The organism is Allobaculum fili, assembly GCF_020969955.1.
GTDB classification, from domain to species: domain Bacteria; phylum Bacillota_I; class Bacilli_A; order Erysipelotrichales; family Erysipelotrichaceae; genus Allobaculum; species Allobaculum fili.
Genome location: NZ_JAHDSX010000034.1, coordinates 1 through 25,598 on the forward strand (window position 1 = coordinate 1; position 25,598 = coordinate 25,598).

Annotated in this window: 21 protein-coding genes and 5 tRNA genes; 10 read left to right on the forward strand and 16 right to left on the reverse strand. The window is 51.3% G+C overall.

What is annotated here, in order from left to right; translation table 11 throughout:
* Nucleotides 1-256 precede the first annotated feature (256 nt).
* Nucleotides 257-4,900 carry an Ig-like domain-containing protein gene (locus Afil_RS07800; protein ID WP_230268008.1) on the reverse strand — a complete coding sequence of 1,548 codons (4,644 nt, stop codon included), beginning with the start codon at nt 4,898-4,900 and terminating at the stop codon, nt 257-259.
* Nucleotides 4,901-5,249: 349 nt separating this feature from the next.
* Between Afil_RS07800 and Afil_RS07805 the strand changes: the two genes are divergently transcribed.
* The 5 genes from Afil_RS07805 to Afil_RS07825 all read left to right on the forward strand — a co-directional run bounded on the left by Afil_RS07805 (nt 5,250) and on the right by Afil_RS07825 (nt 5,693).
* A tRNA-Arg gene (locus tag Afil_RS07805) sits at nt 5,250-5,326 on the forward strand.
* A 7-nt stretch (nt 5,327-5,333) separates the two neighbouring features.
* Nucleotides 5,334-5,410 (forward strand) — tRNA-Pro (locus tag Afil_RS07810).
* Nucleotides 5,411-5,428: 18 nt separating this feature from the next.
* Nucleotides 5,429-5,505 (forward strand) — tRNA-Met (locus Afil_RS07815).
* A 13-nt stretch (nt 5,506-5,518) separates the two neighbouring features.
* A tRNA-Ser gene (locus Afil_RS07820) sits at nt 5,519-5,609 on the forward strand.
* 7 nt (nt 5,610-5,616) lie between these two features.
* A tRNA-Met gene (locus tag Afil_RS07825) sits at nt 5,617-5,693 on the forward strand.
* Between the two features lie 29 nt (nt 5,694-5,722).
* Here the strand turns inward: Afil_RS07825 and Afil_RS07830 are convergent.
* A complete protein-coding gene (locus tag Afil_RS07830; protein WP_230268009.1) occupies nt 5,723-6,022 on the reverse strand; it encodes a hypothetical protein in 300 nt (99 codons plus the stop codon).
* A 75-nt stretch (nt 6,023-6,097) separates the two neighbouring features.
* Here Afil_RS07830 and Afil_RS07835 point away from each other — a divergent pair, with 75 nt between their 5' ends.
* The 3 genes from Afil_RS07835 (at nt 6,098) to Afil_RS07845 (ending at nt 8,681) form a co-directional block, all read left to right on the forward strand.
* Nucleotides 6,098-7,021, forward strand: a complete 924-nt coding sequence (locus Afil_RS07835; RefSeq protein ID WP_230268010.1) for a LysR family transcriptional regulator — start codon at nt 6,098-6,100, stop codon at nt 7,019-7,021.
* A 284-nt stretch (nt 7,022-7,305) separates the two neighbouring features.
* Entirely contained in the window at nt 7,306-7,776 is a 471-nt protein-coding gene (locus Afil_RS07840) for a flavodoxin (RefSeq protein ID WP_230268011.1), read from the forward strand.
* 155 nt (nt 7,777-7,931) lie between these two features.
* The gene (locus tag Afil_RS07845) at nt 7,932-8,681 is read left to right on the forward strand and encodes a carboxymuconolactone decarboxylase family protein (protein ID WP_230268012.1); all 750 of its coding nucleotides are present in this window, start codon (nt 7,932-7,934) and stop codon (nt 8,679-8,681) included.
* Nucleotides 8,682-8,883: 202 nt separating this feature from the next.
* Here the strand turns inward: Afil_RS07845 and Afil_RS07850 are convergent, their stop codons facing one another.
* From Afil_RS07850 to Afil_RS07910, 13 genes are all read right to left on the reverse strand, one after another.
* Entirely contained in the window at nt 8,884-9,660 is a 777-nt protein-coding gene (locus Afil_RS07850; protein ID WP_230268013.1) for an HAD family hydrolase, read from the reverse strand.
* Nucleotides 9,661-9,731: 71 nt separating this feature from the next.
* Nucleotides 9,732-10,232 carry a dCTP deaminase/dUTPase family protein gene (locus Afil_RS07855; RefSeq protein WP_230268014.1) on the reverse strand — a complete coding sequence of 167 codons (501 nt, stop codon included), beginning with the start codon at nt 10,230-10,232 and terminating at the stop codon, nt 9,732-9,734.
* A 222-nt stretch (nt 10,233-10,454) separates the two neighbouring features.
* On the reverse strand, nt 10,455-10,967 hold the full coding sequence (locus Afil_RS07860; RefSeq protein ID WP_230268015.1) for a DNA-deoxyinosine glycosylase: 513 nt from the start codon (nt 10,965-10,967) through the stop codon (nt 10,455-10,457).
* A gap of 168 nt (nt 10,968-11,135) precedes the next feature.
* Nucleotides 11,136-11,396: an FRAT-87 protein gene (locus tag Afil_RS07865; RefSeq protein WP_230268016.1), complete on the reverse strand. Its 261-nt coding sequence runs from the start codon at nt 11,394-11,396 to the stop codon at nt 11,136-11,138.
* A 53-nt stretch (nt 11,397-11,449) separates the two neighbouring features.
* Entirely contained in the window at nt 11,450-11,713 is a 264-nt protein-coding gene (locus tag Afil_RS07870; protein ID WP_230268017.1) for an FRAT-87 protein, read from the reverse strand.
* A 150-nt stretch (nt 11,714-11,863) separates the two neighbouring features.
* The gene (locus Afil_RS07875; protein WP_230268018.1) at nt 11,864-12,127 is read right to left on the reverse strand and encodes an FRAT-87 protein; all 264 of its coding nucleotides are present in this window, start codon (nt 12,125-12,127) and stop codon (nt 11,864-11,866) included.
* Nucleotides 12,128-12,184: 57 nt separating this feature from the next.
* A complete protein-coding gene (gene rimO, locus Afil_RS07880) occupies nt 12,185-13,474 on the reverse strand; it encodes a 30S ribosomal protein S12 methylthiotransferase RimO (protein WP_230268019.1) in 1,290 nt (429 codons plus the stop codon).
* A gap of 364 nt (nt 13,475-13,838) precedes the next feature.
* Nucleotides 13,839-15,041, reverse strand: a complete 1,203-nt coding sequence (locus Afil_RS07885; protein ID WP_230268020.1) for a 3'-5' exoribonuclease YhaM family protein — start codon at nt 15,039-15,041, stop codon at nt 13,839-13,841.
* Entirely contained in the window at nt 15,038-17,002 is a 1,965-nt protein-coding gene (locus Afil_RS07890) for a glycosyltransferase (protein WP_230268021.1), read from the reverse strand. The genes Afil_RS07885 and Afil_RS07890 overlap by 4 nt, the downstream gene beginning before the upstream one ends.
* A 394-nt stretch (nt 17,003-17,396) precedes the next feature.
* Nucleotides 17,397-18,692: a lysylphosphatidylglycerol synthase transmembrane domain-containing protein gene (locus Afil_RS07895; RefSeq protein WP_230268022.1), complete on the reverse strand. Its 1,296-nt coding sequence runs from the start codon at nt 18,690-18,692 to the stop codon at nt 17,397-17,399.
* Complete coding sequence (locus Afil_RS07900) at nt 18,679-19,749, reverse strand: glycosyltransferase family 4 protein (RefSeq protein WP_230268023.1); 1,071 nt, start codon at nt 19,747-19,749, stop codon at nt 18,679-18,681. Before Afil_RS07900 ends, Afil_RS07895 begins: the two co-directional genes overlap by 14 nt.
* A gap of 661 nt (nt 19,750-20,410) precedes the next feature.
* A complete protein-coding gene (locus Afil_RS07905) occupies nt 20,411-20,809 on the reverse strand; it encodes a PTS sugar transporter subunit IIA domain-containing protein (protein ID WP_230268024.1) in 399 nt (132 codons plus the stop codon).
* Nucleotides 20,806-21,396, reverse strand: coding sequence for a hypothetical protein (locus Afil_RS07910; protein WP_230268025.1), 591 nt, complete (start codon nt 21,394-21,396; stop codon nt 20,806-20,808). The genes Afil_RS07905 and Afil_RS07910 overlap by 4 nt, the downstream gene beginning before the upstream one ends.
* A 219-nt stretch (nt 21,397-21,615) precedes the next feature.
* On the opposite strand from Afil_RS07910, the gene Afil_RS07915 reads away from it, so the two are divergent.
* A complete protein-coding gene (locus tag Afil_RS07915) occupies nt 21,616-22,110 on the forward strand; it encodes a PaaI family thioesterase (RefSeq protein ID WP_230268026.1) in 495 nt (164 codons plus the stop codon).
* A gap of 18 nt (nt 22,111-22,128) precedes the next feature.
* Here the strand turns inward: Afil_RS07915 and Afil_RS07920 are convergent, their stop codons facing one another.
* Nucleotides 22,129-23,490: a sugar transferase gene (locus Afil_RS07920; protein ID WP_230268027.1), complete on the reverse strand. Its 1,362-nt coding sequence runs from the start codon at nt 23,488-23,490 to the stop codon at nt 22,129-22,131.
* 429 nt (nt 23,491-23,919) lie between these two features.
* Here Afil_RS07920 and Afil_RS07925 point away from each other — a divergent pair, with 429 nt between their 5' ends.
* A complete protein-coding gene (locus Afil_RS07925; protein ID WP_230268028.1) occupies nt 23,920-25,374 on the forward strand; it encodes a flippase in 1,455 nt (484 codons plus the stop codon).
* Nucleotides 25,375-25,598: the final 224 nt, after the last annotated feature.

The window sequence follows — 25,598 nt, forward strand, 5'->3', positions numbered from 1 at the left end:
ACTTTGGAGAAATCGATACCGAGATCGATTGCAGGGATGATTGATTCCATGAAAAAGCCTCCTTGAATAAAGGAATTATCCCAAGGAGGCGGTCGAGAAAATACCCGTCTTTTATTTGACGCTTACACTCTTCCCCTTTTTTTGCGAACGCTTTGAGACAGAAAACCGCGTCCCGCAAAGCTCATGGCTTTAAAGGACGCGGTTCGTGTTTAGATTCCGTTTCTCTCAAAGATCGGAGAAAGGACAAAGCATTTCTTTACTTCAGAGAGTCAAGCTTGCCTGCAGAAGGGGTAAGACGCAGATCGAGCATCGCCTGGTTGAGCGCATCGGCTTTCTGATCAATATCTGCCTGATGAGAGGCTTTGTTATCGATGGCTTTTGCGGCATCCAGAGCGGATGTGAATGCAGAAGCGGATTTAAACTCGCTGGCATTCAGTTTGCCCGCCTCATCGATTGCGGTATGGAGGAGACTGTAATCCAGATTTGTTTCCACAACATCTTCTTCACCAGTCAGACGCATTTCGAGACCGCACGCAAATACGTAGGACTGATCCGACATACTTTCTACCGCATACAGACGAACTTTCGTCGTTTTCACCGGTGCAAAGGAAGCGTTCTTCCAGCCGTCGGTTGCTGCCCAGCTGCCAGTAGTTACGGTTTTCCATTCGCCGTTTTCATCGAGAACATCAATGCGATATTTGGTAATTCTTCCATTATCGCCGCCGGTCATTCTTGGCAGATAGCGCAGACCGTCGACCATGTAGTCGCCGTCGATCGCGAACTCTGCCCAGAGGTCGTCACGGTTGGTTCCCTTGTAACTGGAATGCCAGTCTGTGGACGTATTGTTATCGAGCAGACGTTCTGGTCCATGGTTAGGTTCGGTTGAGCCGGCTGCTGCGGTCAGCTTTTCAACCGGAATATCTCTGGAATCGTCTTCTGGATCCATAACTCCAAACAGGATGGTGTATTTCGAAATCTTGCTTCCGTCTTCGGCTTCAACGAGGATCACCTGTTTCTTGTTTTCAGCCGGAAGCATTGTAACGGCACCGTTGCCTTTGGACACCGCTTCAACGGCAGCGGTCTGTTTGGACGTCGGGATTTCCTTAGAAGCGAGGAGATCTGCCGAAACCGCGGTTCCGTCAATCGTCAGGGTGTCCAGTTCTGCCGCCTGGTTTACAACGAGCGTGCTGGTAAAGCCGAACTGTTCCACTTCCGTAATGGCCGTGCACGGGTTGTTTCCGTTCGGCTTCTTCGTTGCGGTGTTGGTTACGGTCATGCGCAGATACGTGTAGCGCGTCGGCGCAAAGTCATAGGTATAGCACTTAACATTATTTACTTCATCGCCGATCGTTTCTTTCACCGTCAGCTCAGTCCAGTCGGTACCATTCTCACTGATTTCAAAGGCTGTTGTATTGGCATCCGGGTAGGAAGCAGACCAGCTGTCCTGAGAGAAGTGAACTTTGATCTGTCCAACCGCCTGCTGCGTATCGTATCGGAACGTGATCTGGGCCGTGTTATTTTCCGGTGTGGTGTAGCAGTAGTCATAGTTGGACCAGATGGATGTGTTCGGTCCGCCGCTCACATCCTGCTTCACGGTGCTTCCGTCAATAATGGCTTCCAGCGTATCGCTCTGCTTGTCCTCTGGAATGTTCTGGCTCAGATGAGCTGCTCCAGAAATACTGTCGCCAAGCGTCACGGTTGCATTCGCAACACGGACAAACGCTTTGACAGGAACAGACTGACCAAATACACTGGCCGTTCCGGGAATAACCAAATTGCCTGCTTCTGCAAAGGCGGAATCGTCTGGCATCTGCCAGTCTACCGCAAAGCTTGCATCCAGAATTTCGCCATCGTTCAGAACCGCGCGGCGGCTTTCCGGAAGTACTGGAACCGTTCCTTTGGAAACGGCTGTCGATACGTTCAGAAGAGCAGCCACCTGATCGATGACATAGACGCTTACCGAAACTGTATGGCCTTCTGCCGTTCCGCTTACAGTAAAGTTGCCGGATTCAGCTACCTGGTCGTCCGTAATCGTATCCCAGGTCACGGCCACATTCTCAGAGGTGCCGTCTGCATAATTCGCTTTAACGGCAGATGGAAGAACGGGTTTTTCCCCTTTCTTCACATAGTAGTTGCGGGAGTATTCAAAACTGCTCAGCGCTTCGCCGCCTCCACCTTCAACTTCGCTCGCATTGAGCATGATCGTCTTGGATTCAAGACCGTCAGCGGATGCGGTCACTTTAATGTCTCCGGCTTTTCCGTTGGAACGGATGATGGCGACAAGCTGACCCGCCTGCGCTTTTCGGTTGTCGTCGCGATAGCTCTGCTGATCCGGCTGAACACCGTTATCGAGAGCAGCCAGTTCACCGGCGCCTTCTACGCGAACCGTGACTTTATTTTTTGCGGAAGGAACAATCCGTCCTTCAGAATCGGTAATATCAATCGTTACATAGGACAGATCGACACCGTCGCCTGCAATATTCGGACGATCGGCTGTCATATCGATTGCCGATGCCGCGCCGGTTGTTTCTACAGAACTGCGGCCAACCGTTTCCGTTGTGATTGGATTTCCGGACTTGTCGTAGGCAACAGCTTCAATCTTGCCGTTCGCATACGGAACCTTCCAGGTGCGATACAGATTGCGGTGGGTTGTGCTCTCCTTATCGCTTCCCTCATACATCTGGTAGGTGTAACCAGCGGCTGTCGTATGCTCCGTCATGGTTTTCTTGCCCAGAGACTGACGTGTCGTGCTTCCAGCCGCTGTAAAGAACAGTTCGACTGTCGGTGCATCGGAATATACAACGACCGGAACATCTCCGTTTCCGTTATTGACAACTACATCTTTATTCCATGCGGGGAGAACATGAAGTGTTGTTTCGTGGTCATTCCAGAGACTCTGATACAGGTAGTAGTTGTCTTTGGGCAGACCCGCGGTATCCACAATGCCGAAGTAGGAGTTTTTCGGCGAACGGTTACCGTCGGTAAATCCAGTACCTACTCCATTTTTTGGCGTCGGTTCGCCGAGATAGTCGAAGCCGGTCCAGACAAATTCGCCGCCGTTGTAGTCGTTGGTGATAACGGTATACCAGGAGTCGCTCGCTGTATGGCCCCATCCGACCGCGGAATAATCATAGCTGGTCAGAAGATTGTCCGCGTTGAGCGCACCGCTAGAGAGTACGTTGTATACGCCGCGGGAATTGATATGGGACGCCGTTTCGCCTCCGTACACTTTCCAGGTTGGATTCTGGCTTCGTTTGGAGTTGTACTGCGATGTGACGGTGTAGTTAAAGCCGATCAGACCGCCTCTGTTTGCGATCGCGTTGGCTACCGCGTCTTCCTGCGTTCCGCTTTTCAGACGGTTTCCGCCAAACGTAAGGAACTGTCCGGTATCGTTGGCTTCGACCACATCCATAATCGCATTGGCCAGTCGGGCACTCTGCGCGCTCCAGTCGTAGGACCCTTCAAAAATTTCATTGCCGAGCGAATACATGAGGACAGACGCTTCGTTTCGGCTTTCCTGTACGGCAGCCCGGGTATCAAACTCGAACCACTTGTCATCCTCTTCTTTATTCAGAATTTCGTTGTCGGCGTCGACCGTCTGTTCAAAGAAGCGCGCATAGTCGTTGTAGTTGCCGTTCTTGGCACCGATCCAGCCGTCAAAAAGTTCATTGATGACCATGATGCCTTCGCGGCTGCACACTTCAAGCAGGTAAGGATCAGCCGGGTTATGCGTCACGCGGATGGCGTTGGCTCCCATTTCCTTCAGGATCTGCACCTGACGCTCGATGGCGCGCTTTTCAGCGGCGGAACCTAAAGAACCCTGATCGTGGTGCATGCAGACGCCTTTAAACTTCATTTTTTCGCCGTTCAGCGAGAAGCCAGTGTCTTTGTCGTAAGAGTAGTAGCGGTAGCCGAAGGTCGTCTCGGTTGTATCAACAGTCTTGCCGCTTTCAACAACTTCGGTTTTCAGCGTATAGAGCGCTGCATGTTCGTCTTTGGCGAGATTGGTTTTCCAGAGTGTCGGGTTGTTAACCATGACATCCAGCGCAACATTCTGCTTTTCGCCGGCCGTCAGTGTTACATCTTTCGATGCTGTACCAACCGCATTGCCGCTTCCGTCAAGTACGGTCTGTTTTACGGTAATCGTTTTGGAAGCGCTGGAATCGTTGACGATATCTGCAGCCGCATGCGTTGTTACATTGCCGCCTTTTTCGGTCTCCAGGTTTGGGGTCGTTACCGCAATGCCGTCATAGCCGACATGAACGTCATCCGTAATCGTCAGCGTAACGTCACGGTAAATACCGCTTCCGGAATACCAGCGGGAAGACGGAGTCTGATGGTTTACACGTACAGCCAGTACGTTTTCGCCATCTTTATTGAGGTAATCGGTCAGATCAAAGGCAAAACCGGTGTAGCCATAGGGGTGGCCGCCGAGTTTGTGTCCGTTGATGTACACTTCGCAGTCCATGTAAACGCCGTTGAATTCGACAACCATGCGTTTATTAAAGTCTGGGGCAACGGTGAATACCTTGCGGTACCAGCCCACGCCGCCGAGCTTATAGCCGCTCTCGGCTTCACCGGCCGGAGTATAGTCCTGGTCGATGGAATAGTCATGCGGAAGGTTTACGCTGTCCCATTTGGAGTCGTCAAAGCTGCTGTTCTGGGCATTCGCCGGGTCGGATAAGGTGAACTTCCAGTTTGCATTCAGGTTCACGGTTCGCTTATCGGAATCGATCACGCTTACAGGAACAACTTCAGGTTCGGACACCATCTGATTGGAATCCGAGTTTGCTTCTTCAGCAGACACAGGCAGAACCATCTGCATCGAGACGGAACTCATCGCCATCATTCCGCCAAGCAGACTTCCGCCAATGCGTCGAAGCCATTTCGTATTTTTCATCTTTTTTCCTCTTTTTTGTCCCAATCCGTACAAATCTTGATCGGGCACTTCAACGTTTTTATTATAAAAGAATCTTAATCGCAAATGAAAGCCCTTTTAAAGCTCCCTATGTTCATTTGGACGGTGACAGCCAGACTGTTTCGTACTCAGGATCGGTGCCGGATCCAGAAGATCTTGGTCCGGATAACGCGCTGCCGGCGCTTCCTTTTTCCTTTTATTCCCCTCGGGGAAAGCCTCTGGAAAGCCTGTATTTTTCAAAAAGGGCGGACGTCATTTTATTTTTGAATTTGTGTCTTTAGAGTTGTCAACGGGTGAAGGTTTGCTATAATAGACCATGCGTTAACGAAGTGCGCCATTAGCTCAATTGGATAGAGCGTCTGACTACGGATCAGAAGGTTGTGGGTTCGACTCCTGCATGGCGCGCCATTTTTATCGGGACGTAGCACAGCTTGGTAGTGCACTTGCATGGGGTGCAAGGGGTCGCAGGTTCAAATCCTGTCGTCCCGACCATTTTCATCTTTATATTTTGGCTAGGTAGCTTAGTTGGCTAGAGCATCCGGTTCATACCCGGAAGGTCGTGAGTTCGAGTCTCACCCTAGCCACCATTTTCATTTTTATGGAGAAGTACCCAAGTGGTTGAAGGGTCCGGTCTTGAAAACCGGTAGGTCGCGCAAGCGGCGCCAGGGTTCGAATCCCTGCTTCTCCGCCATACATATCGCGGGATAGAGCAGTCTGGTAGCTCGTCGGGCTCATAACCCGGAGGTCGTTGGTTCAAATCCTTCTCCCGCAACCAGAACAGTTCCTGACCTGAGAATACTCAGGTCAGTTTTTTTTATGCACTTTTGCCATCCCTGCTCTGCCTTTCGGTCTGGCCTTCTTTTTTGCCGCTTTCGAATGTCGCGCCGCTCTGTTTCCTTTGACAGGCTGGCGAACCTTTCCGGTGCGCATGCCGACCTTCCTGTTTTCTGGTGCCTGACTGGATTGCAATTTGGACAAAGCGAGAGTCGTTCTGGACTTTCTGGTTATTTTGATCAATCTGTTCAGATTTGGGGCAAAAGGGGTGCTCATGGATACGCTGTTCTTCGGCACTTCATATGTGATTCCTTCATTTTTTGTTAACATGTATCTGATCCGGATACCGTTTTTTGACGGTTCCGCAGCCAGCAGCATAAACAGAGAAAGGGTTCAGGTGAGTGTATGGATCTCAAAGCGTGTCAGTATTTTTTATCCATTATTGAAGCCGGCAGCATGAACAAAGCGGCCAAAGTCCTGAATCTGACCCAGCCGACATTAAGCCGCCAGATCCAGAAGCTGGAAGAAGATCTTGGCGCCCCGCTTTTTGAGCGGCAGGCGAAGTCTCTGCATCTGACCCGGGAAGGTCTGATGTTCGCGCGCCGCGCCCAGGAAATGCTGGATCTGGAAAAACGGACGATGAAAGAACTTCAGTCTTTTGATGACCCGATCGCGGGCGAACTGATCATCGGCTGCGGCGAATTTGCGGCAACCGATGAACTCATTCAGATCGCCGCGCGCTTCCAGAAACTGTATCCCGGCGTACGTCTTCAGTTTGTGACCGGCAACGGAACGACGATCCGCGAAATGATCGACCACGGTCTGGCCGATCTTGGACTCTTCATGCTTCCTACATGTCTGGACGGGTACAAAACGCTCTGCTGGAAACAGCGGGAAAGCTGGGGTGCAATTCTGAAAAGCGATGATCCGCTCTGCGAAAAGGAAGTCATCACGCCGGAAGATCTTGCCGGCCAGCCCCTGATTCTGCCGTATCGCCAGGAAATCCGAACCCAGATTCTTTCCTGGCTTCACAAAACCGAACGCTGCATCCGCTATGCGGGCAGTTCCTCGCTGTCTTCCACATGCGCTCTCATGGTCCGCAACGGCATTGGCATTGGTTTAAGCATTGCCAATGTGCCCGCCTACGATCATCCGGACCTGAAAGTTCTTCCGCTTTCGCCGGCGATGTCTTCCTGTCTGACCATTGCCTGGAAGGAACGCTTTCCGCAGCCGCCTTTAATGGATAAGTTTCTGACATATCTTACCAGCGAAGGCGTAACGTGTTCGTGTCCTTCACAGACCGAATGCAGCGAAGATTCGTCCCGCTGAGTGAAGACTTCATCTTCCTTTGCTCTGTCAAATGGATCTGTTTCTGTTCTTTTTCTGCATCGTTCATAAAAGCCGCCATCGATCCAAATGGCGGCTTTTCTATTGGCCTTTTAAACTGCAGATTATCTATAACGCTAATGCAATATTCGAATATAAAGATAGGTATTCATCTATATTGACATAAGGTGAGGGCAGGATAATACTGAAGTCAGAAAGAACAGAAGTACATCGAATGCGGACATGGGACAGAATGTCCAATCCGATCTGTTCTCTGGAGGTATGCAATGAACATTCAAATTGTTTATTTCTCTGCCAGCGGCATTACCGCCAAAGCGGCCAGACGGCTAGGCGATCTGACGAATTCGCCGGTTTTTGAAATCGAACCGGCCGTTCCGTACACCGCCAGCGATCTCGACTGGACGAATAAAACGAGCCGTTCCACGCTCGAGATGAAAAAACCGATGGCACCCGTAGACGTCAAGACGCTTCCAGACCATCTGGATTGCGATACGCTGCTGATCGGATTCCCCGTATGGTGGTATCAGGCTCCTTCCATCATCAACACCTTCCTGAGCAAGGTGGATACAGCGGGAATGAAAGTGGCTCCCTTTATTACATCCGGCGGATCCGGCATGGAAGGCGTAGAAAGCCAGCTGGAGCGCAACTTCCCGAAAATTGACTGGAAACAGGGCCTGCGCATCACGCCGCAGACGACAGACGCCCAGCTGAATGCGTGGATCGAAAGCCTGAACTAGCAAAGAGGCGCTCTCTGTATGCGTAAACGCATCGATTCGAAATCCAATTTTCGATTCCATGCCTGAGTCTCGATTTTGATCGACCCTGTTTTGTGAACTTGTATTTGTGAACTTGTTTTTGCGATTAATGAATCCGTTCAGGAAAGGACTTTATCATGGCTAAAATTGTACAGACTGCGGGCCGCAATGCCCTTGGCGAATTTGCACCGGACTTTGCCCGCTATAACGATGACATTCTCTTTGGAGAGGTCTGGAACGACCCGCCCCTTCCTCCCAAAACACGCAGCATGATCGTCATCTCCATCTTCATGGGACGCGGTCTCTGCGACGCTTCTCTGGATCACCATCTCGGCTTCGCGAAAGAAAACGGCGTAACAAAAGAAGAAATTTCCGCGCTGATTACCCAGGGCGGCTTCTATGCCGGCTGGCCGGTAGCCTGGGCCGTATTCAACCACGCCAAAGCGATCTGGAACGACGAACCCGAAGCCAGGGATTCCAGCAAAGATGCCGCACTGGCGGCTTACGCGAAGACCATCTTCTTCCCGGTTGGAAAGCCAAACGATGCCTATGCGCAGTATTTTGACGGCCGCAGCTGGCTGGCTCCCGTTTCCGGCGGACCGCTTCCGATTTCCAACGTTACCTTTGAACCGGGATGCAAAAACCACTGGCATGTTCACCACGCGAAAACCGGCGGCGGTCAGGTTCTGATCTGCGTCGGCGGAAGAGGCTGGTATCAGGAATGGGGCAAAGATCCCGTAGAAATGACACCGGGAACCATCATCGAAATCCCCGCCAGCGTTAAGCACTGGCATGGTGCTGCCAACGATTCCTGGTTCTCTCACCTTGCCTTTGAAATTCCAGGAACAGACTGCTCAACCGAATGGCTCGAGCCGGTTGCCGACTAGGATTTCCTGACTTCATCAAGAATCTCCTGTCTTACAAATCCCCCTTATATAAAATGAAACGCCCAGAGTTCCGGCTTTCCTTTCTGCAGAAGGAGAAGCGGACGCTCTGGGCGTTTTATTTCGTTCCTGTTTCTGTTTTTGCTTTGCATATCGCCAGCTTGCGTGCTGGACTTCCAAACTGCGCTGGCCGGGCAGTTACTGGCTATCTGGACTCGGCGTGCGGATTGTTTTGCAGACGAAGCAGAATGTCCACTGCTTCGGCAATGCCGCTTACGATATGCGTTGCCGCTTCCTGAACTTCCTTTGGACTGTCTGGAAACGTAAAGGATACATCCGCTTCTTCCAGCATGCTCAGATCGTTGAAGGAATCGCCGATGGCCGCTGTAAAATCCCCGGGTTTTCCGATCTGTGCAGCGAGTGCTTTTAAGGCCGTTCCTTTCGTTACGCCCACGGGATTGAAATCCGCAAATCGCGAGTTCGCCACCGCGATGACATCGTCTCGCTTCTGGGTTTCTTTTAAGAGCTGAGCGCCTTCTGGAGTTATATGGGAAAAAGAAATGGCCAGAATGCGTGAGGGATCAAATTCGGAAGCCGAACGGACAATGCGCGTTGGAAAATCTGGATAATTTTTCTTCGGCGTACGAATCAGTTCATTTTCTCCATGGAAAATGAAGCCGACATCCGGCATGTCTTCGACCGCTTCCCGCACAAAAGCGGGATCCAGAAAACGCTGGTACAAAATCCGACTGGAGCGATCGCACACCTGAGCTCCATTGGAAAAAATCCAGAAATCAAAATCCACTTTATGCTCGCTCATATCTTCGAGCAGCCCTCTCATCGTCCGGGCACGGCCGGTTACCAGTCCAAACTGGTTTCCCGCTGCCTGAAAGCGGCGAATGGCTTTCGCGTCTTCTTCTCGAACGCCGCCCTGATGATGAAAATACAGCGTGTCATCAAAATCAGTTCCGAAAATAATCATTGCTCTTCTCTCTTTCCTCTCAATTCGAGTTTTTTCTCCCTGGATTAGCGTCTTTGATTGTTTCTTCGTGTCTACTTTCCGCTGCTTCCCAGGCGCCCAGCCTGGCGCAAAGACGGAATGGCCTGCAGTTCTTGAAGAGAAATCTCCTGCGTTTCCAGCTCTGGAATGACGAGGAGGACACCCTGCGCGCACGCCTTTTCGTACGGATACAGGATAAAGCCGGCTTTTTCGTCTTCGCTCATCGCCGACAGAGCCGCTTTTTTGATAATGAGCAGCGGGCGATCGTTCACATTGGTGATCGGTACCATATATTCCCCGCGATAGCCGGAATCGATGACACCGGCGCGAACGGACATGCCTTTCACTCCGGTACTTCCCCGTTCCTTGAGGAATAAAACATAATTGTCATCAAAAGCCGAAGCCACTCCAAGCGGAATCAGAACCGTGTGGAGCGGATCAATGCGCATAAAGTCTTCTTCAAAACACGGATACAAATCGTATCCGGCATCTTCCTGCCGCTTTGACGGGATCTGGGCATCTTCTCTGACTTTGGCCCAGTACAGTTTTTCCATAGTGAATCTCCTTATCGTAAATTGGAATCAAAAATCCTGAACTCTTCGCTGTCGATTTCCGTTCTGTTTCATTGTATAGGACACGCTTGGTCTGCGCGGTTCTGACCATTTGTTTCCCCATAAAAAAATCCGGCGCTTTGCCGGATTTTATCGTCAGATCTTTGATCGGATCCCGTCTGAACTTTTGTTTTTGACGGATTCCAGTCTTTGTTTATAGCCTGTCTAGCGAAGACCAAGCGCTCTGGCATAGGCCGCCATCAGCTTTTCGGTCGAATCGTACCAGAGATCGGCAGGCGAGGGCGACGGCACTTCGTAAGCCATGGCAGCAGCCTGTGCATCGGCTTCCTGCAAAAGCCGGTACGTATCGTGGCTGATGCAGACGATCCGACTGATTTTCGGATACTGTTTCAAAAAGGCATGGACATCATTGAGAACAATATCCTGCATCGTATCTTCCCGGCTTTCGTGGCGCAGGCACGACTGAATGACCGACCACAGCGCGATGTGATTTTTCGCAAGCAGATCGAGGCGCTCCTGCCTGGTTTTGGCTGGCATGTGATAAAGCGTGGACATCAGCGGCCAGAAGCGATTGCTGGTGTCCGCAAAATAAAACTGTTCCCGCTCGGAATCGACGCTTGGCATCGACATGAGAATGAGCGTGGTGCTTGTATCCGATACGACAGGCGCCAGGGCGTGAAATTCCTGGAGTTCCAGCTCATCGTACACGATGGACACTCCCCTTTCCCGGCCCGCATTCTGTCGGTTCCTTTTTCGGACAGGTGTCCTGTGATCCTGTCCAGAGGAAAGACAGCCCGGCCGTTATATTTAAAAAGTCAGAAACGGGGCATGGACATTGTCCATGCCCCGTAAGGGTCTTTTATTCGGTTTTGGATTGGCTTGCGCTTATTCAATAGCAGCCAGTGCTTTTTCTACGATAGCAATCTTGGCTTCTTCTGCTTTTGCGGCAGCAGCGTCGCCTTCGTCAGCATGACGTTTAGCCCAGCCTTTGAGGGATCCCATTCTGTCATCCAGACGATCTTTGGCAGTCTGTGCGTATTTGCCAGTTTCGTCGAAATGATCAACGAGGTCTTTTACGATTTCGTCACCATATGCAGTTCCGCCTACAGCGGCATTCAGTTTTGCTTCGAATTCGGATTTAGTCATGATTTTTATCTCCTGGATCAAACGATCTTTTTTATCGGTATAGGCCGGTACTCTTACTTCAGAGCGGCGAGAGCTTTTTCTACGATAGCGATCTTGTCGGCTTCGGCTGTAGCTTTAGCTTCTGCACCTGCATCTTTATGGATGCGCTCATACGCTTTCAGAACACCGAGTTTTTCGTCGAGACGGTCTTTCATGTTCTGTCCGTATTTCTTGTCAGCATCGTCATAGGTAGCTGCGGCTTCTTCCACAAGGGAATCACCATAAGCGGTGCCGCCGACTGCGGCTTTCAGTGTGCTGACGAGTTCTTCTTTGGTCATGATTGTATTCTCCCAATGAGCACAAACGAGCTCATTATCATGCCGGTTTTGCCGGTCGTCCTTCCATCCATGGGATGAAAGCGTTCAGGATCTGCCAGAACGGCATTTTCTGAACAAGGTATTCTTCAGGATGAACCTGTTGATGGTCTGTTATTTCAGAGCAGCGAGCGCTTTTTCAACGATCGCAATCTTGTCGGCTTCGGCAGTGGCTTTCGCGTCTGCGCCGGCGTCTTTATGAATGCGTTCGTAGGCTTTCAGGATGCCAAGGCGTTCGTCCAGGCGATCTTTCATATCCTGTCCGTACTTTTTATCCTTATCGTCATACGTTACAGCTGCTTCGTCCACGAGCATGTCGCCGTAAGGCGTGCCTCCGACGGCTGCTTTCAAAGCATCAACTAACTGTTCTTTGGTCATGGTCAACAACCTCCTTGAATGCAACCATGCCGCTCCATGAATTCTTCTGAGAGGAACTTATCCCTCATAGATTCCAATCAGATCATATTGAGTGGCATCGGTAATGCGAACCGGAACGTACGTTCCGCATTCGACTGGAGAAGAGGCAGTGAAGATTACCTGACCATCCACTTCATCCGGGGCGTCCGCCATGGAACGTCCGCGATAGCGGCCGGTCAGCGCTTCCTGTTCTTCCACCAGAACTTCCATCACTTTCCCGATTTTGTTTCTGTTGCTTTCCTGACTGATTTCTTTCTGAACAGCCATCAGGCGGTTCAGACGGTCCGCGGCGATCGATTCATCAATCTGATCGTCCATTTTATCGGCCGGGGTATCTTCTTCCCTCGAATAGGTGAAGGCGCCCAGTCTGTCCCAGCGAACCTCCCTGATAAAGTCCAGCAGTTCATTGAATTCTTCTTCCGTTTCAGAAGGGAATCCGACAATCACAGTAGTTCGAAGCACTGCCTCCGGAAACATTGCTCGAATTTTGCGGGTGAGAGCGAGTACGTCCTCTTTCGTTCCCCGGCGATTCATTTTCTTCAGTAGACGGTTGTTCGCATGCTGCATGGGGATATCGAAATACGGAACGACTTTTTTGCTGGCGCGCATGGCTTCGAGCAGGTCATCTTCGATTTCATCCGGATACATGTAAAGAATGCGAATCCAGTGAATGCCTTCGATGTCGTTGAGCTCACGAAGGAGATCGGCGAGCATCAGCTGACCGTAGTTGTCGAGGCCATATTTGGTCGTATCCTGAGCAATCAGGGTGAGCTCAGTGACACCGCTGGAAGCAAGGTATTCCGCTTCTTCCCTTACTTCATGTATAAGCTTACTGTGTTGATTTCCTCTTATCAAAGGAATTGCACAAAAAGCGCACCGGTTAGAGCAACCGTCGCTTACCTTTACATACGCGCTCCACGGGTTGCCGGAAATTGTCCGATACTGCTTTAGGTAAGGAACTTCGCTTTCCTGATTCAAAATATCTTTCAGAATGGCAGGCAGCTTGGCATAGTCCTTGAGCGGTACAACGGCGGCCACTTCCGGGATCTGTTCGCGCAGTTCCTTTTCATAGCGCTGAGCCAGGCAGCCGGTCACGATGACCTTGTCGGCATAGCGCGTCATTTCAAAAATGGTGCGGATGCTTTCTTCCTTGGCGGGGTTAATGAACCCGCACGTATTGACGATAATGGCTTCGGCATGGCGCGGATCCGAGACGAGAATATGGCCGGCTGCCTTCAGCATGCCCATCATTTCTTCGGAATCCACAAGGTTCTTGGAGCATCCAAGAGATACAAATCCAACTTTCATACGTTCTCCTTTTCTGTGTTCTGTATTCGGTGTCCGGGTTTTGCACAAACCCGTTTATTCAGGTTTTCGTTTGCGATCTTCTCCCGTTTGGGAGGAAGACTTCAGCCATCGGGTGCTTTTGCGCAGGATCTGGCCGACAGGAATCACTTTACCCTGTTTTTCCTTTAAAGTACGGTTTTTCGGCGCATGACCCTATTGGTTTGACTGCGCCGGTTTTGCGCAGTTTGAACTGGCTTGCAAAAATCAGACCGGCATATAGAAAACCCGGCATATAGAAAACAGGGAGATGGCTCCCTGTTTTCGTATCGTCTTTCGGTTTTTAATGCGAATCCTTCGGATTCTGGATTTTCCGGATTTTTGAATTCTAGAACGTCCAGACTTTTTCCTTGCTTCTTGGGCGGGAAGAACCCGTGTCCGAATCCCGGCGGGATCTGGAAGACGTTCTGGAGTCTTCTCCTTTTTTCCCGGTTTTTTCGGCTCTTTCGGCTCTTTCCGTTTTTGCAGCTTTTTCAGCCTGTTCCGGCTGCTGCTCTTGTCCCGACTGCGCTTTGGCCGCTTCGGAATCCGGCTTGTTCTGGGAACGGCCGGCCGTTTCCTTTTGCGTATTCAGGAAGTCCTGGGTGTACGGACGGTGCGTGCTGTCGTCATCCCAGCTTTTGCGGTAGAACATCCGATTATCGAGACGCGGATTGCGCTGGGAGAAGGTTCCCGGGCTCAGCACTTCCACCGCTTCATGAATCATGAACAGGCGGGCATCGAGATTGTCGATGGCACTGAGCGCTTCGGCTTCCGGAATCATCGGCAGAACCGGCGATCCATATTCGTGCTTGCCGTGGTGACTGAGCACCATGTGCTTGAGCAGCGCTGCTTCCTCGCTGTCTTCCAGACCGAGTTTCATGGCCGCGCGGTCAATATACTGCGCGCCCAGAGAAATGTGACCGACCAGATTGCCGGATGTGGAATATTCCGGAACGACCGGATCGGTATATTCTTCGACTTTGGCCGCATCGTGGAGCAGAACGCCCCCGAGCAGCAAGTCGTAGTTAAGCCATTCGTACAGATCGAGAAGGCTCTGCGCCAGATGCGCCATGGCCAGCGTATGCCAGGCCAGACCGCCCGGGCAGTGATGATGGTTGCGCACGGCTGCCGGGAACGTGAAGAAGTCTTCCCAGTTTTCATCGAGAACCATGCGAACGATATCGTGAATCGCCTGGCTGGAAATGCCGTCAATCAGACGGTTGATTTCTTCTTCCATCGACTGCCGCGGCAGAGGAGCGCTTGGGGTATAGTCGACCGGGTTGCCCTCGATCTGACGAATCGAGAACACGCGCAGCTGCCACGCGTTGCGGTAGCGCTTGAGTTCGCCGCTCACTTCGACGACCATGCCTTCTTTCCACTGACGGGCTTCTTCTTCGGTCAGATTCCAGTAGCGGGCGTCGAGCACGGCGCTGGAATCCTGAAGATCGAAGGAGAGGTAAGGCACGTTTTTATTGCTTCGCCCGATTTCACTGCGGGCGATCAGGCAGGGAAAGGTAATATTCCCTTCCGCAAGAAGTTCACTGATCATAAATTTTCACTCTCCAAAAGCTCATCAATATCGGCCCGTTCGAAGCCCTGCCGCAGGCAGTACATCCGGATGCGCTCTTTTTTCTGTTCGGGCGGTCGGGAAGCGTTCAGCCGCATGGCTTTCGCGAATGCCGCCTGCAGGGCGTTGGCGTCCGCGTCTTCGTCAAAGACCAGCTCTTCGGCCGCGTCCTTGGCGGCCTCAAACGAATAGCCGCGCGCCATCAGCTTCTGGGTTACCGTTCTTCGGGTTTCCCTGCTGGATTTGGTTTTGATTGTGCGGGCCAGGCGGCGGGCAGCCTGACCGGCGTTACTGTGTTCTTTTTCCTCGGAAAGACTGGCGCACGCTTCCCGGATAATTTCCCGGTCGATGCCGACTTTGTACAGACGGGATTCGACCTGCTTGCGGCTCAGACCGCAGGACTGGCAGTAATCCGCTTTTTCCATCGCGTAGCGGCGGTCGTCAATGAGACCGGCGGCGACCAGTTCATCGGCAGCCTGCTCGGCAATCGGAAGCGGCGCCTTGAGCTTGAGCATGCAGTAGTCGACGGCCTGCTTGCGCGTCATGTCGCGGCCAGCCAGACGATTTTTGGTTTTATACATGCACCAGTAAAATTTCTGCAGGTCCAGATAGCTGCTGACCAGATAGCCGTCGAGCTTGGTGCCGATGGCGATTTTCAGATCGTGGAAATCGTCCATGGGCATGAGCAGCTTGACAGGCTCATCGGAAGAATCGCGTTCGAGCGTCAGAAGGATATAGTCGCCGGAAAACTGAATGCGGCTGACTTCAAACGTGTGCGAGTAGTCTTCAATCGCCTGCCGGTACACGCCTTCCATGGCCGAAGCGAAGTTTTCCGCGGTCATCGGCCGGATTTTCTCCTGACATTTCTCACGGGCTTCCTCTTTTTTGGCGGGATCGAGCGCGATAAACTGTTCAATTTTTACATTCAGTTCTTCCGGGCTGTTGAAGTAAAAGCCGGTTTTACCTTCTTCCAGCAAATCGTCCAGCACTTCATCACGGCGTCCGAAAACCATGCGGCCGGCAGCCATGGCTTCCAGATACGTCATGCCCTGCGTCTCGGAGAGAGAGGCGGAAACAAACGCGTCAAACGCCTGATAGTATTTCCCAATGCTGTCGCGGGGAGCGGCACCCAGAAAATGAATGCGCTCGCTGCCCGGTCTTGCAGCAGCATACGCCTTGTAGTAGTCCGCGTCCGGTCCATCGCCGACAACCGCCAGATGAACGTGCGGATTGGAACACGATGAGATCGCATCAATAGGCATTTCCAGCGACTTTTCCTTGGCCAGACGGCCAACGAAGACGAGAATGACTGCTTCGGGATCCTCACTCACCCGAGCACGAATGGCACGGACTTCCTCGTCCTGCGGATCAATGTCGGTAAACCGGCTTAAATCCAGACCGGTCGGAATAACGTAAATCGGCGCGAGCACACCGTATTCAATAAGCGCTTCGCGCGTTTTTTCACTCGGCGCCACCACTGCCTGCACATTGTTGCAGACTTTGCGGCTGGCCGCCTTGATGGCGTCCTTGGAAAAGCGGTCGATCTTTTCGTTGCCGCGCGGATTGATGTAGTGGGTATAGTCGGTAAACATCGTATGGTACGTTTCGACCAGAGGGATGGACAGCGTCTTGGCCATGTGCTGTCCGTACAGGCCGACGCCAAAATTGGTCTGCAGATGAATCACATCCAGATTCATCTCTTCAATATAGGCGGCAGCACCCAGATTGATGGGAGAAGAGACCTTATAGCCGTAAAGACTTTTGAGCCGGAATCCCGGAAGACGCAGAATGCCGTCCTCATAGTCGATTTTGGTTCCGGCGTGGTTTGTGATCACAAAAACCGTATGGCCGGCCTTTTCGAGGGCGTTTTTCAGCGTCACCGTCGAACTGACCACACCGTTAATATCCGGTACATACGTATCACTGACCAGTGCGATTCTCATTTTCCTCATCCTTTCCTGAATTTCTATTTCTCAAGATTTCTATTTCTCAGAATTTCGGTTTCGAAAACCTTCTATTTCAAAAAGTTTCTGTTTCTCTAAACGTATCTATCGTCTTAATGTCTGATCGGCGAACACCCCGAAGAAAGGGGTCTGCGTCTTAGTGGGTGCGGGCCATTTTTCAAATTCCCGCTTTTCTCATGCATACGGTGTGTGCACGGGTGCCGCCGGGCAACTCCGCATGCACGCCTTTTGTATCGGTTTTTCTGGGATTTCTTCTTTTACAGTTTACCTGTACAAAAGTGTATTCAGCTAACGATTATACGCCTTGTCCACGGCAAAGCGCCCAGAAAAAAAGCCGCTTGTGATCCGAAATCGCAGGCGGCTTACACGCTGTTCAGATTCCAGGTTCGATCTTTGCGCAGGGCGCATCCGATGCCGAAAGCGCGGAGGGCAAAGATACGATGGACATGTTCCGAGTTTTGCCGGCATCCCCTTGCGGCGTTGCCGGCTCGCTGCCCGAAGAAGATTCCGTGTTCAAAGCAGGCGTTTCGGTCTTCGAATCGAGGTCTGGATCGGCTTTTTCCGAATCCGGACGGACATTCGATTCGGCTTTTGCCTCTCCATCGCCGCTCGATGAAAGATCCGCTGAAATTTCGCTGAGCTTTTCCTTTTCTTCTTTGGCGGTCATGCGGTTTTTGAAAATCATGAACACCAGCGCCCCGCCAATTACAGGGATGTAATAGGAAGCAAAGCGCCATATGAGAAGCACGGCACCGGTCAGCTTTCCAAGCATGCCGGAAAAAAGCATCGTAAAGAACACTTCTGTACCGCCGCTTGCGCCGGGCAGGGGAACAAAGCTGTTGGCCATCGTGACAAAGGAAGCCAGCGCCATGGTATCGATCAGCTGATCGATCGACAGCGGGATGCCCAGGGCAATCGCCACCAGATACGGCAGGGAGAAGTACATCGTCAGACGAACGAAGTTGACGAGAGCGGTTTTCAGAACAAGCGTCTTGTTTTTAGAGAGACTGCGGATCTGCTCGGTAAAGCCGGTCACCTGTTCCATCCAGATGCTGACCTGCTCTTCCGGATTTTTAATCAGATGCAGCTTCGAAAGCCAAATGGGAAGCTTGCCGGAAAGCCAGATATACATTTTTGGAAACAGCGCGAGGGTATACAGCGCTGCGATGACGACCAGATTGACCAGATAGCCCGCGGCAACGATCCACACCCACGCATTGAGATTGACGTAGTGCGTAAAGCGGAAGATGAACAGAAGCGTCACGTAAATCATCATGACGGTCTGATAAATAATGAAATCTGCCCAGAGCAGTCCCACGCTGTCGCTGTAGGAAAAGCCCTGCTTTTTCAGGACGTAAACCTGACCGAACTGGCCGCCGGTTGAAGACGGCGTAATTCCCGCAAAGAACGTTCCCGTAAACGCGACGACGGTTCCCTGCTTGAGCGAATAATTCTTTTGGTAATGTCTTGCCAGAACCATGTAGCCCGCGCCGATCACGACGTTGATGGCCAGGCCCCACCCCAGAACAAAAATCAGGGAGAAAATATTCATCTGCGCGATGGCGGCGACAATCTGACTGAAGTTGTCTTTCAGCGCAAAATACATCGCCACAACGGTTACCGCGACAATCAGAAGAATATTCCAGAAGACTTTTTTATTCGGGCGCATGTGCGGGCTCCTTTGGAGTCTCGAATTTTTCCTTCCACGCATCCACATAAAATTTTCGCCAGAGATCCAGCACGTGTTCGCGGGAATAGAATTCGGATAAGTGATCGCTCTTGTGCGACCAGAAGGTGTACAGCTCTTCGTTGTTTTTCAGAGCGGAGAGCAGTTCGCAAAACTCTTCGTTGGAATTGCCCCGCAGATAGTCGTCAAAGAGGATATCCCGGTACAGATCCAGATCCCGGGTAACCAGCGGCAGCGACAGATTGACTGCCTCCAGAATGGTCATCGGGAAAAGCTCGTTATAGCTGGGGATGAACAGAACATCCGCCATGTTGTAAATCCGGACCATTTCTTCCCGCTCGACAATGCCGGTAAAGGTCACGTTGGCTGGCGGATTGTCCATCATTTTCTTCAGTTCTTCGTAGCCTTCGGTCATTGGACCAAAGGAGAAGCCGCCGGCCCAGACAAACTGGGCATCAGGCATGGCTTTCGCCGTGGCGACGAAGTCCTGCACGCCTTTGCGCGTCTGCACCTGGCCGCAGCCGAGAATGACAAAATCATCCGGCTTCAGCCCGTAGCGCTGGCGCATTTCGAGACGGTCGGCCTCGGGCAGGCGATGGAATTTTTCCTTGGAAACATAGTTCGGAATGTAATAAATTTTCGATCGGTCAATTCCGTATTTTTCCAGTTCCTTAATAAAGGAAGGGTTGACCACGACGAGGCGGTCGGCGGAATTGTAAAAATTGATAATGTATTTTTCGGCCGTCGGATAAAGGAACTCTGGAATTTTCAGCGATTCCTCCAGGGTATCGGGGAGAAAATGGCAGTAAGCAATATTGGCGGACCTTTTGTTTTTCAGGCGGATCAGAAACGCGGGATCCAGCGTATGAAAATGCTGGATATCCGGATTCGATGTCCACTTGTTGATTTCCACGTCAAAAAGGTCGGAAGCTCCTTCCTGAATCAGGCGAACCTGCTCCTCATAGGCGCTTCCCACACCCTGACCGGCTACTGAGTCGGCACTCGAGAACATGGTGATCAGTAATTTGTCTTGCTTCATAGTCAGGTTTCCTCCGTTCGATTATAGCACAGGCCCTTTTCCCCTTTTTGGGCCGACCGAAGCGCTTCATGCGCCCGTCCTGGCTTTAAAAAAACGCGTCTGAAATCCCCCTCTTCGGATTTCAAATGCATTGTACCTGTAAAGCCGCCTGAAAAAGGACTTACCGTTCTGTAATAAGAGAAAGTTAAGAACCTTGCCTTCATGTCATCGGGTAATTTTAGCGAATATTTTTCTTTTGTGCGCTGAGTGTACCCCAGATTGTTCATACAGCCCAAAAAAATAAAGCCGGCTTGCTCCGGCTCTACTCAAGAAAGTTTTTAAAGAAAGGGAATATGATTGTGAAGCGAGCTGTTCTACTGCTCACCTGTATCTTAGCATTCTCGTTTCTCCCCGTACGTCTCATGCCCGGTTAAAACGTTTCATTCTCAATCTTTTTTAAATGATATATTTGAACGAATTTCATATTTTACAATCCGATTCAATTGATATGCCCGGGTCAATGGATTCTGCAGCGTACACCGTGGAGAGCGCGAGCTGCTCCCGCTTTCTTCTGAGAAACAGCCGGCTAAAAAGAAAAGCAGGACGGCTCCTGCTTTTTTTCGTTTTCCATTTGTGATTTTCAGCTGTCCCGACAACTATGGATCGGGTCAGGATGGATGACCTAGATGCCGATCGGGGTGAGTCCGCTGCGGCCTTCGGCGAGAAGAACCTGACTGAGTTCACCATCGGAAGCGATCTGATCTTTATAGCGCAGCGCCGCGCTCACGCAGGGGACGTTGGCGCCGGCGATAATGAACATGCGTTCGATCATGTGCCGCTTTTCGAGAATAAGCCACGCTTCCTGCATGGCCTTGGACATGGCAGCATCGCACAGAATCAGCAGCGAGTCCTTGTTGTGGACGGTGTTGCAGATGGAATCCATCGTCTGCCGTATGCGATCCACATTATCGCCTGGAATGGCGAACGTATCTTCATCCGCTTCCAGACCGGTAATGGCCAGCGTGCTGTCCAGCAGCGCCGGACCAAATGAGCCTTCCCCTAAAAGGATCAGTTTCCTCATTGCGCATCTCTCTTTCTGCGGGCTTCCAGACGGCGTTCCTTACGGGACTTGGGAGCGGATTTTTTCTCTTCTTTCCATTTCTCCCATTCTTCCATCGTCCAGGCAGCCATTTTCTTGCTGACGGCAAGCTCCTTGGCGTTTGTCAGATAAATCATGCTCGATTTGAACCAGCCCTTGGCCGGTTTTATGGCGCGAATGTTCTTGAAACGGATCAGATCCGCTTCATACAAAATGGCATCCGGCGTAAGGACAATCGTACCGTCGCAGAGCGCTTCGCCAAACATGGCTGCCGCAAAGACCGCCAGACCAAAATAGACGATCGCCTGCGAATAGCGGGTTTCTTCCACCGCTTCGCTTGCGGCCGGCATGACCAGAATCATGATGCCTAGACCGATACATGCCGCGAACATCGCCGCATACATCCAGATGCGAACTGTCCCCACATGGACTTCCTTCGCATTCTGATGCGTCTTCAGTACGTGTTCTCTCATTTTTCTGGACTGAAAATAAAGCTTCCAGTTTGTGTAGCCCGTAAATCCGCCCATGCCGACGAGAAGAGCTGCGATAATCCAGAAGAAAATATCCATTTCGTTTCCACCTCAGTTTTCCGTTTTCAGGATTTTAAAACCCTGCTGTTTTTCTTTTTCTTAACGTTTTTATTTTATCCATCGAATCAGAGGATCTGACTTTTGGAATGTATATTCGATATCTTATCAGTGATCGGCTTACAATGCTTCGATTCATCCTGTTTCCTTTCGAAAAGAACGGGAAGTAAAAAGGCTGTTCGCCTGCGAAGGAGGAAATTTATGAAGGATCATTCGAGATCGTACGAAAAGACGATTGAATTCATCAATACGCACAACCCGTTTCTCAAGGAAAACGGACTGGCGATTACGGCGCTCAGTGACGGACACGCGTGCGCTGAACTGAACGCCACGGCTTCGCTGATCAACATTTACGGCATGGTCCATGGCGGTGTCCTGGCCACGCTGGCGGACATGGCTGCCGGCGTCTGCGCCACCGCGGATGGCGGGCAGGTTGTGACACTCAGTTCATCCATGAACTGCCTTTCGGCTGCTAAACCCGGCCGGCTTACGGCTGAGGCGAGCCGCATTCACGCCGGCAAGTCGACGGGGGTCTATACGGTAGAAATCTTTGATGAAACCGGCAAACGCATCGCTCAGGGCACGTTTACCATGTTTTTTCTTCACGACAAGTTTCAGGGATTCTCAGTTTTACAGGAAAACGAAAAGCGTTTCGGATCCGAGCCTGATCCAGAATCCAGTTCGGATCCAGAATAAAACCAAAAAATGCTGCTTTCAGCGGGCACCGTTGTCCTCGCGGGAAAGCAGCATTTTCAGTGTGCGTACGAGCAGCGTCAGGTCGAGCCACGTACTCCAGTTGTGGTAGTAGTACGAATCGAGTTCGAGACGCCGTTCAAAATCGACATTGGAACGGCCATGGGTCTGCCACATGCCGGTAATGCCAGGCTTGGTCTGAATGATGTCCTCGTAATGGCCATCCATATCTTTCTGTTCTCTTGGAAGGTACGGACGCGGTCCGATCAGTGACATGTCGCCTTTAAGAACGTTGATAAACTGCGGAAACTCATCAACATTTTTTCTGCGCAGACGATCCCAGGCCGGAATGATGCGCGGATCGTGTTCGAGCTTCTTGTTCTTTTCATATTCTTCCCGCAGTTTCGGATCCTTTTTCAGCATGTCTTCGAGAACTTCATCCGCGTTCATGACCATGGAACGGTATTTGTAAATTTTAAAGAGCTTGCCGTCCTTGCCGATCCGCTCCTGCGAAAAGAAAATCGGCCCTTCATTATGGTATTTGCGGTTGACGTGCCAGACGTAAATCGTCATGGGAAGCAAAAGCAGCACGCCGGGAATGGCAGCCAGAATGTCGACCATGCGCTTGAACGCCTTCTGCGCCCACGTCATTTTTCCGCTGGCGGTGGAAATCATCAGCTGCCCGTCAAAATCATCGATTGTCGTCGCAAAATTGATCTGCCCGTCCATGACGGGGATGTACTTGATTTTCTTGACGCATTTCTGAATGCGGTTCATCAGCTTTTTGAGCGCCGGGACCGGTACAAATTCATCGGCCACAATGACCGTTGAAATTTTCTTCTGGCGAATCTGGCTTTCGAGTTCGCTTAACGGGTAAATGCCGACCGACTTCTGGACGGCTTCGGGCAGCTCGATTTTTTCATCGGGCGAAAGACGGATAAAGCCACGCACGTCGAGCAGCGAAAAACGGTTGTGCTTGCAGACGTCGTAGACATTGGCCGCAATCTCGCCCGTGCCGACGATCAGAACGTTTTCCTTCACGAATTTCCAGAAGATCAGGTGGGCGTAGCGGTTGATAAGCAGCACGCCGATCAGACTCAGAACCAAATACAGAACAAGCCAGCCAAAACTTGCCCACGTCAGATCGCACAAGGAAAAGAGAAGCAGGTCAACCAGAAAAATTCCGATATACGCCTGCGCGATATAGCGGACTTCATCCCAGATAAGAAACGCCTTATGACGGTAGCGGCCGCAAATCCAGTTGATGATGATGTAGGCCAGAAGCATCTTGACTTTCATCGGGCTGGTAAAGGGCAGAAAGAACACGAGAAAAAGATTCCAGAGGACTTCTGCGATCAGTTTGATTTTGCCAAGTCGGGTCATCTTTTTCTTTCCTTTCTGTTCACGCAACTGCGTACATTCACACAGGCGTTTGCACGGGTATTTTCGCACGCCTTTCTGCTCGCATGCCCCCGGAAATCTGCGTTCCGGGCCGCAGGCCGGAGGGATTTACCTGTGTATTTTTTTAGTCTAGCCTGTCTATTTTCGCATGGCCAAATGTACAGACCATGCGGAATTGTCTATTATGTACTATCATAACGTCGGTTTTTTCGCCTCGTTTTTAGATGCCCGGGCATTTCTGCCCGTCTAAGTTTTCCTCAGGTATATGGAAAAAGCAGAAAAAACTTTATTTTTACGGCGTTTCAGAGAGCTCGAACCGATTCGAGCTTTCTTTCTATGCGTTTGTGTGCCATCGGCTCACGGTGCATTCTGCACCATGTGCATCTGAAATTCTGAAGAAAGGATCCTTCCATGTCGAAACGCGCTTCGAACCGGCCGTCCATCACGGTCAACTTCTTCATGAATTTCCTGCTCAACATTTCGTCCGTTCTGTTTCCGCTCATCACCTTCCCGTACGCCTCGCGCGTACTTGGTCCAGCCGGGACCGGCGCGGTCGCCATGGGAACCAGCTACGTTTCCTATTTCACTATGGCGGCTATGCTTGGCGTACCTGTCTACGGGGTGAGAGCGTGCGCGTCGGTACGGGATGATCCCGTCAGACTGTCCATGACTGTGCAGGAACTTCTCATTCTCAACCTGATCATGGGCGCCGTCGCCTACGGGGCTTTTTTCCTTTCGCTTATTCTCGTCCCGTCGCTTGCCAGCGAGCAGACGATGTACATCATCTGTTCCGCGGCGATTTTTCTGAACATCATCGGCATGAACTGGGTCTTCCAGGCGCTTGAACAGCTGACCTACATTTCGATGGCGGGCATGTTTTTCAAGGCGCTCGGTCTGGTCCTGCTGTTTCTGCTGGTGCATTCCGCCCATGATGTCAATCTGTACGCGGCGGTAACGGTCATCAGCTCCTTTGGCTCGGGCCTGATCAACTTCTGGTACCTTCGCAAACTGGTGCCTTTTAAAAAGCGGGGAAAATGGAACTTCCGTCAGCACTTCAGGCCGATGCTTCGTTTCTTTGCGATGGCCGTGGCTTCTTCCGTTTATACGAGTCTGGATGTCGTAATGCTCGGCTTCATGAAAGACAATACAGCCGTCGGCTACTACAACGCCTCGGTCAAGGTCAAAACCATTCTGGTGACGATGACCACTTCTCTTGGTACTGTACTGTTGCCGCGCCTTTCCTTTTATGCCCGGCATCATCAGATGAAAGGCTTCTGGAAACTCGTTTCGAAGGCCTTCTCCTTTGTCCTTCTCTTTTCCATTCCCTGCTGTCTCTTTTTCAGCAATATGGCCAAAGACGTCATCCTTCTGCTTTCGGGTGCGGAATTTCTTCCCGCCATTCCGGCGATGATCGTGCTCATGCCGACCATTTTGCTGATCGGACTGACCAATATTACCGGCATGCAGATTCTTGTCCCCCAGAACGAAGAAAAAACAGTCCTGTATTCCGTCATCGGCGGAGCGCTGGTCGATTTTCTTCTTAATCTGGCTCTGATCCCCTTGCTGGGCAGTACCGGTGCGGCGATTGGAACGCTGGCTGCCGAAACGGCGGTACTGATCATTCAGTTTGCGCGGCTTCGCCGCCCGCTCAGGCGCCTGTCCCGGCGTATCGAATGGGGGCCGCTTCTTTGGGGCATGCTCTTTGCCTCGCCGGTTCTGCTGATCAGCTCTTCCCTTCTGAACGCGGGTCCGTTCTGGCGTCTGGCTGTCTGCGCCATTCTGTTTTTTGGCGTCTATGGCGTCGTGCTTCTGCTTCGCAGAGAATCCATTCTGATGCAGCTGCTTCGAAAGCTCATCGCCCGCTGATCCAGACGGATGCTGCTTTACCCGCTCCCAGTTTTGTTCTTTATCGAGAATTCCCTGTCGCGTATCCCCTTGTATCCTTTTTTTGTATCCTTTTTTTCCAATGTCATTAAGTTAAGGAGGGATAAAAATCGTATACCCTGTTCATGAGCGTTGTCATTTCTTATATTTTGCGTCTCAGGCATGACGAAAAGGATGATTTTCTACCTGTTGAAAAAATCATCCTG

Bases quoted from the DNA above. Each gene is read 5' to 3' on its own strand.
- Afil_RS07800 (WP_230268008.1), bottom strand. From the start codon at position 4,900: ATGAAAAATACGAAATGGCTTCGACGCATTGGCGGAAGTCTGCTTGGC.
- Afil_RS07910 (WP_230268025.1), bottom strand. From the start codon at position 21,396: ATGGATATTTTCTTCTGGATTATCGCAGCTCTTCTCGTCGGCATGGGC.
- Afil_RS07845 (WP_230268012.1), top strand. From the start codon at position 7,932: ATGGCTAAAATTGTACAGACTGCGGGCCGCAATGCCCTTGGCGAATTT.
- Afil_RS07830 (WP_230268009.1), bottom strand. From the start codon at position 6,022: ATGTTAACAAAAAATGAAGGAATCACATATGAAGTGCCGAAGAACAGC.
- rimO (WP_230268019.1), bottom strand. From the start codon at position 13,474: ATGAAAGTTGGATTTGTATCTCTTGGATGCTCCAAGAACCTTGTGGAT.
- Afil_RS07870 (WP_230268017.1), bottom strand. From the start codon at position 11,713: ATGACCAAAGAAGAACTCGTCAGCACACTGAAAGCCGCAGTCGGCGGC.
- Afil_RS07895 (WP_230268022.1), bottom strand. From the start codon at position 18,692: ATGCGCCCGAATAAAAAAGTCTTCTGGAATATTCTTCTGATTGTCGCG.
- Afil_RS07885 (WP_230268020.1), bottom strand. From the start codon at position 15,041: ATGATCAGTGAACTTCTTGCGGAAGGGAATATTACCTTTCCCTGCCTG.
- Afil_RS07875 (WP_230268018.1), bottom strand. From the start codon at position 12,127: ATGACCAAAGAACAGTTAGTTGATGCTTTGAAAGCAGCCGTCGGAGGC.
- Afil_RS07900 (WP_230268023.1), bottom strand. From the start codon at position 19,749: ATGAAGCAAGACAAATTACTGATCACCATGTTCTCGAGTGCCGACTCA.
- Afil_RS07915 (WP_230268026.1), top strand. From the start codon at position 21,616: ATGAAGGATCATTCGAGATCGTACGAAAAGACGATTGAATTCATCAAT.
- Afil_RS07925 (WP_230268028.1), top strand. From the start codon at position 23,920: ATGTCGAAACGCGCTTCGAACCGGCCGTCCATCACGGTCAACTTCTTC.
- Afil_RS07865 (WP_230268016.1), bottom strand. From the start codon at position 11,396: ATGACTAAATCCGAATTCGAAGCAAAACTGAATGCCGCTGTAGGCGGA.
- Afil_RS07855 (WP_230268014.1), bottom strand. From the start codon at position 10,232: ATGGAAAAACTGTACTGGGCCAAAGTCAGAGAAGATGCCCAGATCCCG.
- Afil_RS07905 (WP_230268024.1), bottom strand. From the start codon at position 20,809: ATGAGGAAACTGATCCTTTTAGGGGAAGGCTCATTTGGTCCGGCGCTG.
- Afil_RS07850 (WP_230268013.1), bottom strand. From the start codon at position 9,660: ATGATTATTTTCGGAACTGATTTTGATGACACGCTGTATTTTCATCAT.
- Afil_RS07890 (WP_230268021.1), bottom strand. From the start codon at position 17,002: ATGAGAATCGCACTGGTCAGTGATACGTATGTACCGGATATTAACGGT.
- Afil_RS07840 (WP_230268011.1), top strand. From the start codon at position 7,306: ATGAACATTCAAATTGTTTATTTCTCTGCCAGCGGCATTACCGCCAAA.
- Afil_RS07835 (WP_230268010.1), top strand. From the start codon at position 6,098: ATGGATCTCAAAGCGTGTCAGTATTTTTTATCCATTATTGAAGCCGGC.
- Afil_RS07920 (WP_230268027.1), bottom strand. From the start codon at position 23,490: ATGACCCGACTTGGCAAAATCAAACTGATCGCAGAAGTCCTCTGGAAT.